Source organism: Candidatus Desulfatibia sp. (genome assembly GCF_036446775.1).
Taxonomy (GTDB): domain Bacteria; phylum Desulfobacterota; class Desulfobacteria; order Desulfobacterales; family UBA11574; genus Desulfatibia_A.
The window spans coordinates 1-13213 of sequence record NZ_JAZFTO010000008.1; the positions used below are offsets into that span (position 1 = coordinate 1).

At 46.6% G+C, this 13213-nt stretch carries 10 protein-coding genes; 4 read left to right on the forward strand and 6 right to left on the reverse strand.

Annotated features, from left to right (window positions below):
- Positions 1 to 292, forward strand: a 292-nt coding sequence (locus V3S16_RS00345; RefSeq protein WP_413882682.1) for a sensor histidine kinase, incomplete at its 5' end; no start/stop codon positions are given.
- Between the two features lie 3 nt (positions 293 to 295).
- On the opposite strand, the gene V3S16_RS00350 is transcribed toward V3S16_RS00345, so the two are convergent.
- From V3S16_RS00350 to V3S16_RS00360, 3 genes are all read right to left on the reverse strand, one after another.
- Positions 296 to 2971 (reverse strand): adenylate/guanylate cyclase domain-containing protein, encoded by a 2676-nt coding sequence (locus V3S16_RS00350; protein ID WP_413882683.1) that lies wholly within the window; start codon positions 2969 to 2971, stop codon positions 296 to 298.
- 478 nt (positions 2972 to 3449) lie between these two features.
- The gene (locus tag V3S16_RS00355; protein WP_413882684.1) at positions 3450 to 3896 is read right to left on the reverse strand and encodes a carboxymuconolactone decarboxylase family protein; all 447 of its coding nucleotides are present in this window, start codon (positions 3894 to 3896) and stop codon (positions 3450 to 3452) included.
- Positions 3897 to 4034: 138 nt separating this feature from the next.
- Positions 4035 to 5063: a uroporphyrinogen decarboxylase family protein gene (locus V3S16_RS00360; RefSeq protein ID WP_413882685.1), complete on the reverse strand. Its 1029-nt coding sequence runs from the start codon at positions 5061 to 5063 to the stop codon at positions 4035 to 4037.
- 484 nt (positions 5064 to 5547) lie between these two features.
- Here V3S16_RS00360 and V3S16_RS00365 point away from each other — a divergent pair, with 484 nt between their 5' ends.
- From V3S16_RS00365 to V3S16_RS00375, 3 genes are all read left to right on the forward strand, one after another.
- Entirely contained in the window at positions 5548 to 6798 is a 1251-nt protein-coding gene (locus V3S16_RS00365) for a (Fe-S)-binding protein (RefSeq protein ID WP_413882686.1), read from the forward strand.
- Between the two features lie 637 nt (positions 6799 to 7435).
- Positions 7436 to 8281, forward strand: a complete 846-nt coding sequence (locus V3S16_RS00370; RefSeq protein ID WP_413882687.1) for a respiratory nitrate reductase subunit gamma — start codon at positions 7436 to 7438, stop codon at positions 8279 to 8281.
- 62 nt (positions 8282 to 8343) lie between these two features.
- A complete protein-coding gene (locus V3S16_RS00375; RefSeq protein ID WP_413882688.1) occupies positions 8344 to 8673 on the forward strand; it encodes a DUF6951 family protein in 330 nt (109 codons plus the stop codon).
- A 342-nt stretch (positions 8674 to 9015) separates the two neighbouring features.
- Here the strand turns inward: V3S16_RS00375 and V3S16_RS00380 are convergent, their stop codons facing one another.
- The 3 genes from V3S16_RS00380 to V3S16_RS00390 all read right to left on the reverse strand — a co-directional run bounded on the left by V3S16_RS00380 (position 9016) and on the right by V3S16_RS00390 (position 12835).
- On the reverse strand, positions 9016 to 9903 hold the full coding sequence (locus V3S16_RS00380) for a CobW family GTP-binding protein (RefSeq protein ID WP_413882689.1): 888 nt from the start codon (positions 9901 to 9903) through the stop codon (positions 9016 to 9018).
- Positions 9904 to 10019: 116 nt separating this feature from the next.
- Positions 10020 to 10535 (reverse strand): cob(I)yrinic acid a,c-diamide adenosyltransferase, encoded by a 516-nt coding sequence (locus V3S16_RS00385; protein WP_413882690.1) that lies wholly within the window; start codon positions 10533 to 10535, stop codon positions 10020 to 10022.
- A 239-nt stretch (positions 10536 to 10774) separates the two neighbouring features.
- Positions 10775 to 12835: an ASKHA domain-containing protein gene (locus V3S16_RS00390; RefSeq protein WP_413882691.1), complete on the reverse strand. Its 2061-nt coding sequence runs from the start codon at positions 12833 to 12835 to the stop codon at positions 10775 to 10777.
- Positions 12836 to 13213: the final 378 nt, after the last annotated feature.

Genomic DNA, 13213 nt, shown 5'->3' on the forward strand with positions numbered 1-13213 from the left:
GCCGGATGATACCATTGAGGTGGGGTTTGAGTATTTGCCGTCTTCGGAGATCAAATTTTTCGTCCAGGACAACGGCCCCGGCGTGCCGGACGAGCACCGCAAACGTATTTTTGACAAATATTTCCAGCTTGATAAAAAAAGCGAGGGGCGCGTGCACACAACCGGCTTGGGGTTGACCTTCTGTAAGATGGCCGTGGATGCCCATCGAGGAAAAATCTGGGTTGAAAGTGAAAACCAAAAGGGGAGCCGCTTTTGCTTTACCCTCCCAACAGAAAAAACAATTCGTAAATAAAGATTATTCTTCGGGCATATTTTTTGTGCTTAGCATCAGGGCCAAGCACAGACCCGAAAATCCACCTAATATCATAACTATTTTTTGGTATTCCCAGATAGTTTCAGGCGTAATCCTAATTTCCGGCAAAAAAAAGTGCAGGTAATAGGTACAAATTGGAAAAAGAAGGAAGACGATCAGCAGGTTAACCGACTGAAAAATAAAAGTATTTTTAAAAAATTTAGTGATAAAAAACAACATCTGCTGGGTTTTATGTAGATTTTTTAATTCCGATTCAACTTGCTTCAATTCTTTGGCAAGTTTATTGGCCTGCACAAAGGCATCCTTTAACCTTTCCGGATCACTACCCCTTGCTATCGTCTCATTATCATCCATTTTTATCTGAATATTTTTTAATTTCCGAGATATAGCGGCGATTAAATTACGGTTGGAAAAATTATTGACGGCAACTATACAGCTCTTAACACCTGGTCTTAATTCATTGAGCACCCTCAAGAGTTTCATTCTGCGGTCTTCCAGGTACCTGGACCCTATATCGATGATAGAACTTCCGTAATAAATAATATCCAGGTAGTTGAAATAACTATCAGCCTTGGCCAGCTCTTCAATTTTTAGAAATAGAGCTCTGGGATCATTTGCCTTTTTTTCTTCTGCCGTTAATTGCTTTTCTAATGTTTTTGCTTTCTGTTCGGCTTCTGCCCGAATTTGTTCGGCCTCTTCTCGAGCCTCATTTAATAGATTGTTCAGTTCCGGATGAATTATTTCATTATAAGCTGCCAATTCCGGATCGATTAAGGCATATACATAATATTCTCGATCATTACTGATAAGCTTGATCAGTCTCCGTAGTGCCTCGGCATTTTTCTGTTGCCTGAATTGAAATATAATGTCCTGGTAAACGGCCTCAGAACAACCAGGTTCTATGTGCAATATCTTATTAATGTGATCTTCGGCCTTGCCGAGGTCATTGTTCAGACAGTAAAGGCGTGAAAGCAAAAAATGGGCAAAGATTTTTTGGGGCCTTGTTTCGGCATATTCAAGAGCCCTGCTAAAATAGTGCTTTGCCTCCAGAAAGTCTTTGCCCTCCACATGCAAAAACCCCATAGCACAATGAACCCTGTAATCGTGCGGGTGTTTTTCCAGGGCGTTTAATAGTATTGTCTCGGCCTGATCCAGCTTAGAGACTCGCAGACAATCCTGACCTAACCAGATTAGGCCACCTTTGGCCGTCTCCTTTTTACTTTCCTTAATATTGTTCCAGCTATCCTCCCCGGTTCTCCAGAGCAATCTTAAGAAACGCAGTTGATAAACCATTTTGAGCTCGCAAAAGCCATTGTAGGCCCATTGAGCTGCTCGGTCTGACTTACTCAAAGGCTCAACCCCATCCCCAGCCTTTATATCTGTTTTTGTAAGATAATTGAAAAATAATTTGTTTATTTCTTCTAATGGCAAATAACCCAGATCTTTCATAACATGGGTTATCTTTGAGAATTGTTTCGATGGACAACTTGCGGTCAAATGTTTTCTGTCGCCGCAGTAATAGCAGGGGGGATATTCCCCTTGAGCAAGAGCATTCTGGTATAAAAAGAGGCCGGGTTCATTTTGGAGTTGATCATTAAGGTCTACTTTATAAAAGGATTGGGGATGCTTTTGATCGGGCTTGGGGAAAACGGAAAAAGCTTCACTTTCTCCCATGGCCGTATAGGCCGAGAAGGAAATGTAGATGTTTCCCGGTTTGATTTCTTCCCAGTCAACTTTTAGGTCTTCAAGGTCCAGCCGGTCGGCTCTCACATAGGTACCTGAATCAACGATAATTTGTAGAGGAAGAAAGGGCGGGCTATCTTTCTCAAGCTTTGAGTTGAGAAACTTCATGACATCCATGGCCAAAGGCAATGACGAGAGGGGGTCTTTTACAATTAACGCCACAGATTTATCAGCAAGGATATTTTCCTTCTCTACTTGACCTGCCCATAAATCATCCTTGTTGTCAATCAGACTGTCCCATGCTTTGGCAAAGTGACTTTCACCAAGCTCCCACACAGGCTTGTAATATAGTAATGTTTTAACATAAGGATCAAAAGTGACGGTTTCATCCCAGATTAACTTGTATATGGTCAGCCCTTTTAAAATATTTTTATTACTTGACAGATCGACCGCTTCGAAATGGAGGGAAGGTAGCCCCTGGGCTTGTTTGTATAATTCATGTGAAACAAAAATCTGATCACCACCCGCGAGATGAAGGAATTTAGCTGCCATATTGACGACATCACCAAATATATCCTTATCTTCGACAATGCCATCGCCATAATGAATGCACATTCGAATATGAATTTGATAACGGGGCTCTTTCCTCTGATTAAAGCTTTGAAATTTTTGTTGAATTTTTATTGCGGACTTAAGGGCCTCTTGCGGATTTGAGAAATAAGCCATGATGGAATCACCCAAAACCTTAACAACTACGCCGCCATGTTCAACAACGGCCGGAGAAGCCACCTCCTGATGCTGCCTGAGCATTTTACGACCGGCTGTATCTCCATGGGATTTAAAAAATTTACTGGAACCCACTATATCCGTAAAAAGGACGGCGATCTTTTTTATGGAATCTTCGGGATACTCATCAAGCGATTTCGAAGGGGTGAATTTAGAGGCTTTTATTGGGGGAGCAGTATAAGTGTCCATGGGACTTAATTCTTTAAACTATTTTATTCAAGACATATAAGGGGCTGTTATATTTTGATGAATTCGCAAAAAGCCGAATTCGTCACGTTTTAGGTTTTAAGCGTAAAGAACAATCATTGCTAATTTATATTATCGGCACTATTAGCAGGAAACTTAAGATCTTATATAGGAGTTTATGAAGCCGTACCGACACCTAAACGCATACCCCGGCTTCAATCCAGACCTGAAGATGAGAGTCTGTTCAGCCAGGATACGCGTCACGTATCAAAGGCATTAGAGGGTTTTTCAGCGATGTGCATAAATTGCAGAGTACAGCTCGTGAATAGTTCTCGAACAATAAAAAAAACGGAAGGTTATTTTGAGAACTGCTATATCCCGTAAAATTGAACAGGTGCAGGTTATAAACCCTGCACCTGGTTAGGTTGATGGTCCGGTTATTTACCATTTGGACCTGAACGCGTTAATGTCTTACAAACCCTTAATATATACCACGCTCAAATTTGGTCTCCGGCAGATACTCCCACTCTTCGCCATTTTCTATCTTTACTGCCAGATCATAGCATTTGGCTGCATACTCAAAGGCATAAGGGATGCCGGGGCCATTGGGCACGAATCCTGCGAGAAGACAGCCGATGGAGGCGGCCTCAAAAACCTCCTCTTTAGTGGCCCCCGCTCTTATAGCCGGAAGGACATGAATGATACACCGTGGGGACATGTAGGCCACACCGCCGGCCATAAAGATCAATTCTTTGACTTTCCTCGAGAGTGCTCCATCCCGAAAGAAAGATTCATAAAAGTCTGCAAAGCCCTTGCCGGCATCAGGGTTAAACTGGTTGATGATCTTAAACATTCTGGGAGTAAAGAGCATATGATCTTCCATGTACTGACCGGCTTCTTCTGAAGTTAATTTTTTTCCCTCAGTCATTATTCTCTCCTTTACTGTTATCGTCGGCCGCAAGGCCAGACTGGTTAAATGGTTTCAAAAATTTCTTTTTTGGACTTTTCTTATACCGGATTAATTTCCTAAAAGCACTCACCTCCTTTCCTTGTTAGGTTCACTAGGTTATAATCTCCATTCCTTTGCCACCTGAATGAATTTGACGATGTTCTCATACGGAACCGTGGGGGGGATATCGCAGCCCGGCATCAGAGCAAACCAACCATCAGTTCCAGCAGTCTCGACAATCTGCTTACAAGTGGTTTCAACCAGGTCAACGCTCCCCCGAAGTAGGACATCTACGGGATTAACATTGCCTGCAAAACACATCTTTCCGTGCAAAACCTCCTTGGCTTTGGCAATATCCGTCTTGTGATCAAGGCTGATGCAGCTGGCGCCGGTGTGAGGGAACAGGTCAATCCGGTCGGTTGTATTCCCACAAATATGCAAAAGCGTATGAATATGTTTCGATTTGGCCCAGTCGATAAAGATCTTTAAATAAGGCAAGGCAAACCGTTCAAACTGTTTTTTTGACAGCAGGTCCCCGGAGGCAGTAGGATCGGCAAGGCTGATAACTTCAAGGGTTCCATCATCTACCAGAGGTTCAAAGAGATGGATGAGCAGTTCCGTCGAAAAATTGAGAATTTTTTCAATCAGGGCCGGGTTTTTGTAAGTTGCCCGCATCATATCTTCTTCTCCAAAGAGTCTGGCCGCTATCGTAAAAGGCCCCCAGGCTGTCATGGTAACCACGTACCGGTCCCCAATTTTTTCCTTTGTTTTTTTCAAAGCCTTTTTGACGGTATTAATGGTTTCATCCTCATCAATATCCGCTATGTTGAGATTTTCAAGGTCTTCCTCCGCGCCAATAAGCGGGTCTTCAAGGTCCGGTGCGCCCATTTCACGGAACTTAATCCTCCCGCCAAGGGCCGAAGCCACGAAATTGTTATATCCGGAACCGACATATACAATATCGCACTGCAGTTTTTCACACGAATCAACGAGCATCCGGGTCATCTTTTCAGCGTCCTGAGAAAGGTCTTCAAAAGTTGATCCCCAGTTGTGAACGCTCCACATTCCACCACCGAAGAGGGTTACCGGAACTCTCTCCGGCGTTCCCCCTTCAAAAGCAGTCAGTATTACTTCTTTGGGTGTCATAAAATCCTCCTTATCCCCTATCTGAATCTTCCGCGCCATAATCCTTATTGAGCGGTGTTAATACCTAACGGTGATGCTGCCTGCCCTGTATACTACGAAGTGGTATTGATTTCAACATAAAAATTGTCCGGCAGGCAGACCAACCAAGAACCCGGCTTTGGTTGGCCTTTACAAAAGGCTTTGCCGAAAAAAATTCAAAAATGCCTGAGGTCTGAGATTTGAGATTGGATTTCATGGGCGTTAGGAGTAAAAAATTACGGGTGCTGAAAACTGAACCAGCGGTCTTGATTTACGCCCAGGGCCGGTATCTACTTGATAACGGTCAGATATTCGGTGAACCGATAACCTCTGAACGTTGAACCCGTGAACGGTTATATTATATTATCCCTTGACGGCCGCAGTTGAACATTTCGTTGACATGCATATTACATCGTGATATGCGCTTTTAGAAATTTTTATCATTCAACAGAAAGGGGCACAGACGATGACGGAAAAACCTTTCGATTTTGTGGCAGACCTCACCAAAAAAGAGCTTATCGAATTGGACGCATGCATTGGATGCAATGAATGTCTCACCTGGTGTCCGGTCCAGGATGTCACCCGCGATCCCGGCATATCGCCCCCGGTGAGAATACACGCCTACAAGGAGTTTATTGAACAAACCCAAAGCTTAAAGGGAAAAATTTTTGCCGGCAAAACACCGGGGCCGGAAGTGCTGCAGAAATTTCAGGATGCTTTATGGAAATGTGTACTTTGTGGAAGCTGCGGAGAGGTCTGTACGGCCGGAATCGACCTCAAGAAATTGTGGTGGAGCATTCGCCGTAAAATCGCAGAATCAGAGCTCGGATGCCCCGAAATGCTTAAAAAGGGGCCTGTACAAAATTACGATAAATTCCGCTCTCCCTTTCCCTTTGCCCTTACTCATCGCTATAAAATCTGGCTGCCGGATGATATAGAAATAGCCGACAAGGCCGATATCGGCTATTATGAAGGCTGCGGGTGTGCCTGGGATGCGCCTCAAATGGCCGAAGGAGCGGTCCGGCTGCTCAGTGCGGTGGGGCCTTTTACGATGCTCGATCCGGAGCAATCATGGTGCTGTGGGTTCCCCCAGGTAACGGGCGGCGGTGATTGGAGCATTATGGCCGAACTGTCAAACCACATGGTAAACGGCATTTTAGACAAGGGCATCAAACGTTTGGTTATATCATGTCCCATGTGCCAGGATATTATGAATTACCTCTGGCCGTATTTTTATGGCGACGAACTACCCTTTGAAACCCTGACCATAACCGAACTTTTAGTTGAGTGGGTGGAAGATGGGAAGTTGAAATTCACAAAAAGGATTGAAGAAACCGTAACCTATCATGATCCCTGCGCCATGGCCAGACCGCTGCTGGGCAAGCCCATCACCAATGCCCCTCGCAAACTGTTAAAAGCGGTACCCGGGATAAATCTGGTGGATATGGAAAGACATGGTACCCTCAGCAGATGCTGTGGTGGTTCGGCCGGTATGCGAGCGATAAACTCGGATATTTCAGCCAATATAGCCAAGGAATTGGTGATAGAAGCCGAAAGAACCGGGGCCGACACCATCCTCACCAATTGTCCGGTCTGCTTTCTCAACCTGGCGATTAGGAGCCATGCGATGCCCAACCCGGTCGTCGAGGAATGGAAAAAGCATCAAAGTTCTTTGAAGGTAAACGATATTACCCAATATTTAGCAGCCTTGCTATAGGATGAGGAAAAGAAATGAAGCTTTGTCAAGTCCATCTTGAGGGGGTTCCCGCTGAGGAAAGGGAGATCCTGAGTATATTTTTTTTTCATCCTCTAGATACGCTTGAAGAGGATGATGGCAAATTGATCATGAATTACGGTTCTGGAGAAGTATGCTTGGGGACCAACGAATTTGGGGAAAGTTGTAAAAATTGTAGGCACGTCCCCTTTATTGTCAGGAAAATATTGCAGAGGCAGACAAGGTTTGTCTTCGGTAAAACAACTTAGCGGCAAGATAGGGAAACGTCAAAGTCAACTCTAATTGATTCAGATAGAAGCGATTTGCTTTCCCGGATACGACACTAAAATCCCAAATCACAATACTCAAATTACAAACAATATCAAAATTACAAATTCCAATGACCAAAACATTACAATCACTTATTGGATGTCCGTTCGACAGGCTCACGGCCATGAGTAGCGTCGAATGGCTCGCCGTCATTCTATCTGTTTGGAATTTTGAATTTCGGTCATTGATATTTGTTTGAGATTTGTATTTTGGTGCTTGGAATTTTCATGATTTTATTAAGCCAGTAACTTTATTTATTCCAAACAATTACTTGTTTAAATGACGTGGCCCTAAACGGCCAGGGGGTGAGATGGCGCAGGAATTTTGGAATATACCGAAAGGGTTGATCACCGTATTTTATGGGCTCGCCGGTGTGACCATTATTATTTTTGTCATAGGGGTTTGGGATAAAACAAGAATCTGGAGCCGAGGCCAAGACGTGGATCAGGAGCTCAAAGGCAAGGGTTTCATGGGCCTCATCTGGCTGAGTATCACTACGTTTTTTTCCCCGGACTGCCTGCTTGCTCAGCGAGTTTTTCCCAGGAGCATTCTCAGAGGATTGATGCTCATGGGAATTATATGGGGGTTTACGGCCCTTTTTGCAGGCACCATCGGCAGGACCATTAATTATTGGGTCTTTCCATTTCTTGAAGGGGGTGTATGGCTTTCCTTTTCACTGGTACTCGATATCGCCGGAGCCTCGGTTCTCATTGGTACAGGCTTTGCTCTTTACAGGAGATACACAAACAAACCGGAAAGGATGGTAAAAAGCACTCTGGACGGGATGTTGCTGTTCCTTCTTTTTTTCGTAATCTTTACGGGATTCTGCGTTGAAGGAATACGGATAATCGTTTTAAAGCCCCCTTCAGCAGACTGGTCGCCGGTCGGCTATGCTTTTGGCGGTGCCATAAAAGTGCTGGTCGGGGAAAACGCATTGGGTGCTCTGCACCAGGGCGCCTGGGTAATCCACGTCCTTCTCGCTTTCCTCTTTATCGTCTATATCCCGTTTTCTAAGTATAAACACATATTCGCCAGCCAGATCACCACCTACCTGAGCAAAAATAAATGGAAAGATAAAGAAATCCCGCGTGATTGGGTTTTTGGGGAAGAGATTGAAAGGCGCAAAAAAGAAAGGCTTTCGCAGCTTTCAAAATAACGTTCCGTTTCAGCCGCCGCACAATTTCGTTTAAATCGGCAAAAAGGAGCAGTTAAATTCCCATGGCCAAGCTTCGAATAACACCTGGAGTCTGCGGCATGACCACCGTTGTAAATGTTAAACAGACAAAAGACAAAGCCTTCTGCATCACCGTGGAATCCCAATGCGAGACGGTCAAGACGCTCAGCGCTAAACTGCCTCCGCTCACTCCAAGGGATGCCTTCAAGAAAATCGCGGAGAACCCGATCTATGGGGCCGCCTCCGCATGCCTGCAGCATGTCGCCTGTCCGGTGCCTTGTGGTATCCTTAAGGCCTTTGAAGTAGAGGCCGGCGTGGCAGTGGCAAAAAACATTCACATGGAGTTTGTCGGCGAGGATGAAGAGGACTCGTGAGAAACCAGTGATAGGTGCGCTGTAGGCGTTCACAGGTTCAGGGTTCAAAGGTTCAGGGTTGCTTTTTTTGTAAACCTTTACTTTCGGCGTTCACAGGTTCAGAGTTCACCGTTCAGGGTTACCTTTCTTTCGTTGAACTTGCTCGTAATCCAGCAAGTACTTGATGAAACTTCCAATGGCAGCACAGGTGCGTCCGGCATGATCATACACAGTCTGACTCAGCATTCGTTATGTATTGTTGATCCAACGCTGCCTAAATCTCAATCTGGACTTCAGTGCTCAGATTTGCGGTGAACACAAAACCTCTGAACCTTTGAACCCTGAACCTTTGAACCTCTGAACCTATGAACGGGGACGGCCAAGCCCTAAAAGCTTTTCCTGATCCAGGTTCTCGCCGATGACAACCAGACGGCTCGATGTGACCGTCTTGGGAAACTCAGCACACTCCAGGCGGCCTCCGGCAAGATCAAAGCGGTGAGGGCCGGCCTCTGTTTGCAGCAGGGCTTTGGCCCTTACGATGCGTCCGTATCCGTCTGAGGCCAGCGTTTGGAAAATCTCCATGGCCCGGCCTAAGGACATGTTATCCGGCATCTCCACGGCCACGGTCTCGAGCTGGAGGCTATGGCCACCGCCTTTGATGCTCTTTTTGGGGAGAGTGTCTGACGCTGGGGACAACATGGCGATCTCCGTCTCCGCCTGGACCGTAGGAATTACAACGGCCTTGGGATTCATCTTGGCCACCATGGACAAGGTTACCTCCACTTTCTCAGGTTCGGCAAGATCTGTTTTGTTTACCAGAATTAGATCAGCGCAGCAAACCTGTTCTTGGAAGAAAGGGCCGAAGATTTCGGCCTCATGAAGTTCGAGAAACTCGGTTGCATCCACAATGCCCACAACCGCTACCGGGCGTATTGCCAAGGTCTGCAAAACCTCCAGCACGCCGGTTGGTGATGCCAGGCCGCTGGGTTCAATCATGAGGTGCTCGGGATGATACTGCCCAACGACCCGCTGGATTGTTGTGAGGAGGTCATGCTTCAGCGTACAGCAGACACAACCGTTGGGCAGCTCCACTGCGTCGATACCGTGGGCGGAGAGGATTTCCTGATCAATCCCCATTGCACCGAAGTCATTGACGATCACCACCACCTTTTCGGTGGTGTTGCGGAGGGCGTTTTGGAGATATGTTGTTTTTCCGGCACCGAGCAAGCCGCAGACGATCGTTGTTTTCATGGTTAACATAATACGTTTACTAAGGCGTTGCGTGCGTCCTACATCGCCGTTCTCGTTACCGGTATAATCCTTTTGACAAATACACGTTTTTTTTGCCCGAAACCCGGGTAAAAGGCCTATTTTTCAATGCCTACTCTGGCTTTAACACCTTTTTGGTAATAATGCTTTATCGCTTTAAACTCAGTAACCTGATCTGCTTTTTGAATGATTTTAGGAGTTGCATACCGTCCTGTTATGATAAGCTCTATGTCTTTTGGTTTGGCAGCCATTACATCAAAAAGATCCTGCTCCGTTAAAAGCGATAAGTTGACGGCTACGTTGGCCTCATCCAGTATGATGACATTATGCTCACCTGAAGACATGATGCGTTTTACCTTTTCAAGCCCCCGGCGTGCAGCTTCGATATCGGCCGTTGTTTGTTTTTTTTCAATAAAGCGGCCAAGTCCGTGCTGTTCCACGGTAATTAAGTCTGAAAACCGTTTTAGTGCCTTTATTTCGCTATAGTCGTGGGATTTGATGAATTGGGCAATAAAAACTTTTAGCCCGGAACCGGCCGCCCTTATTGCCAAACCCAAAGCCGCCGTGGTTTTTCCCTTTCCATCCCCGGTAAAAACACGGACCTTTCCTTTCATGATGTCATACCTCGCGTCAATGAATCTCCCTCCAGCCCCTTTTCAGCGTAAGCAGTTATTGAGGCTGATATACCATTGCAGCGAACATAAAGTCAATAATCACTGAAAATATATAGTTTTTACAGTAGTAAATGTCTTTGGCAGAGCCGGATATCTCTGACCCCCGCAAGGCGGGGCAGGCATGTCCCATCGAAGATCCCGCCACGCGGGGAAGGACCAGGTTTTTCAGGATTAGCGCATCACTTTTGATGCAAAATTTTGGCGGGCACAAGCCCTTCCAGATGGGGGAATTTATCGGTCATATGCGGCAGCTGCATCGCTCTCATGAATTCCTGCTGGAAGTTCTCCTCCATTGTGAGTTCGATATATTCCACATTGCGCGATATCCAGTTGGCCTCCGCGCGTTTTTCTCGATTCAAAAGCGCCGCCCTGCACCCGTCTCCGGCGGCATTGCCGATAGATTCAATTTTTTTGATCTCACAGTCCGGAAATAAGCCCATGATCAGAGCCTTTTCACGGTCTACGTGCGTGCCGAAGGCCCCGGCGATTTTCACTTTATCCACCCCCTCCACTCCCATACGCTGAATCATCAGTTTGCAGCCGGCATAAAGAGCTCCCTTGGCCAGTTGTATCTGTCGCACATCCTTCTGGGTGATCACAATGTCTTTACTAATACCGGTCTCTGCGGCCCAGGCAAGCACAAATTCATTCTGGCCGGTATCCGGGTTTTTGCGGAAACGTTCGGATTTCTGGCCTTTTTTGTTGAAGACACCGCTTTTGGTAATAATGCCGGTGCTGTAAAGCTCGGCCAATAGATCCAGAATCCCGGACCCGCAGATGCCTTTGGCTTGCATTTCCTGGGGCTCGGAGTACTGGCGCCAGGCATCTCTTCCAATGACCTTGTAATCCACTTCGTGGGTTTCCGGGTCGATCTTGATCCGCTCCATGGCCCCGGGTGCAGCACGCATACCGTAGCTCAGTTGCGCGCCCTCTAAGGCCGGTCCGGTGGCACAGGAAGAAGATATGAGCTTATGCCTATTGCCCAGAACCAGTTCGCCGTTGGTGCCGATATCGATAATGAGCTGGATTTCATCTTTATTGTAAGGCTCCTCGGCAATCAAAACCCCGACGTTATCGGCACCCACAAAACCGGCTTCGTTGGGCAGTACAAAAATATAAGACGAAGGGTTGATATGAATGCCCAGGTCGCGCGCCTTGATATCCAGGCTGTGGTGGATCACCGGCGGGAAAGGGGCCATGCCCACATGCTCGGGGTCGAGCTTCAGCAAAATATGGTGCATGGCGGTATTGCCGCAAATGGTAATATCCTCGATATCTTCCCTGGTGAGACGACGGTACGTTTTGCCCTTCTCCGGCACTTCTATCCACTGTTCGGCGTCTTTTTCGCCCTTTTTCTTCTTTACCTTTTTCTTGGGCGGATGGGTGCCTTCAATGGCTTGGTCGATTAACGAATTGAGCGCGGCGATGATGTCGTTGCTCATTTTTTCAAGCCCGTCCGCATTCATCATGTGATAGGTGATGCGGCTCATTACATCTTCACCATACTTGCACTGGGGGTTCATCAAGAAAACGGTGTCGATCACCTCCATAGTGCCAAGGTCACAAAAATAGGCGGCCACCGTGGTGGTTCCGACATCTATGGCCATGCCGTAACTGCCTTCAAATTTACCCGGCCGCACACGAATAACTTCTTGATCCATCCAAACGCTGACGGTGACCTTCCAGTCCCCTTTGCGCAGGGCCGCGGGCAACTGCCGCAGGGTCTGTATATCAATCCTTAAGTCTTTAAAGCCGGATTGTTTTTCCAGCTGCGCGCAGATCCGCTCATAATCCCCGGTAGGATCTTCAAACGTCGGTTTATCTACCTCTAAATAGTACAATGTTACCGCAGGATTATGTTCAATGTGAATATCGCGCGCCGCCTTGCTCACTACCTGTTTGCCGGCGCGGGATTCCTCCGGCACGAAGATCAGCAGATCTCCCAGCACCTTGGTGACGCAACCCAGCCGAAAACCCGCCTGCCGGTCTTCGGTGTCGATGAACTTATCTTCTTCTTCCTGCCAGGAGCTGACATGCGATGGTTTGGATTCGAGGCCGTATTTCTCAAAAAACCCTTCCTCAATCCTAACCTTGCATTTGCCGCAAACCTTCTTTTCCCCGCAAAGGGCTTCGATGTCCGCACCCAGCAATCGTGAGGCCTCTATAACGCTGATACCCATTGGCACCGCGCCCCTGCGGCCTGAGGGTTGAAAAATTATTTTTGCTGTTTTGTCATCCATTCACGCCTCTCCCTTTTCCGATGCACAAACAACTTATTACCCTAATCGATCCAAAACTCGATTAGGCGTTATCCGTTAATCGTTATTTGTTATTGGTTTGCGGATATCAATGAATGATCGTATACTTCATTGCTGATAGATATATAAAACCGTGACGGATTCCTCTTCGAATAACGGATAACTAATAACCAATAACACTCAATTGAGCCTTTTTCGCTCAATTGAGTGTTATTTTTCCTTCTCTTGCAATTTTCTGAGGCTGCTTATCATTTTGATGGCCTCCTGGACCGCGTTGCCGGCCGATTCCGCGTAACCGTCAGCCCCAAAAAGGTCCGCCGTATCCTTGGTTACAGGCGCCCCGCCTAACATGATGGCCAC

Coding starts and splice junctions, on each gene's coding strand:
- V3S16_RS00350 (WP_413882683.1), bottom strand. CDS start 2,971: ATGGACACTTATACTGCTCCCCCAATAAAAGCCTCTAAATTCACCCCT.
- V3S16_RS00355 (WP_413882684.1), bottom strand. CDS start 3,896: ATGACTGAGGGAAAAAAATTAACTTCAGAAGAAGCCGGTCAGTACATG.
- V3S16_RS00360 (WP_413882685.1), bottom strand. CDS start 5,063: ATGACACCCAAAGAAGTAATACTGACTGCTTTTGAAGGGGGAACGCCG.
- V3S16_RS00365 (WP_413882686.1), top strand. CDS start 5,548: ATGACGGAAAAACCTTTCGATTTTGTGGCAGACCTCACCAAAAAAGAG.
- V3S16_RS00370 (WP_413882687.1), top strand. CDS start 7,436: ATGGCGCAGGAATTTTGGAATATACCGAAAGGGTTGATCACCGTATTT.
- V3S16_RS00375 (WP_413882688.1), top strand. CDS start 8,344: ATGGCCAAGCTTCGAATAACACCTGGAGTCTGCGGCATGACCACCGTT.
- V3S16_RS00380 (WP_413882689.1), bottom strand. CDS start 9,903: ATGAAAACAACGATCGTCTGCGGCTTGCTCGGTGCCGGAAAAACAACA.
- V3S16_RS00385 (WP_413882690.1), bottom strand. CDS start 10,535: ATGAAAGGAAAGGTCCGTGTTTTTACCGGGGATGGAAAGGGAAAAACC.
- V3S16_RS00390 (WP_413882691.1), bottom strand. CDS start 12,835: ATGGATGACAAAACAGCAAAAATAATTTTTCAACCCTCAGGCCGCAGG.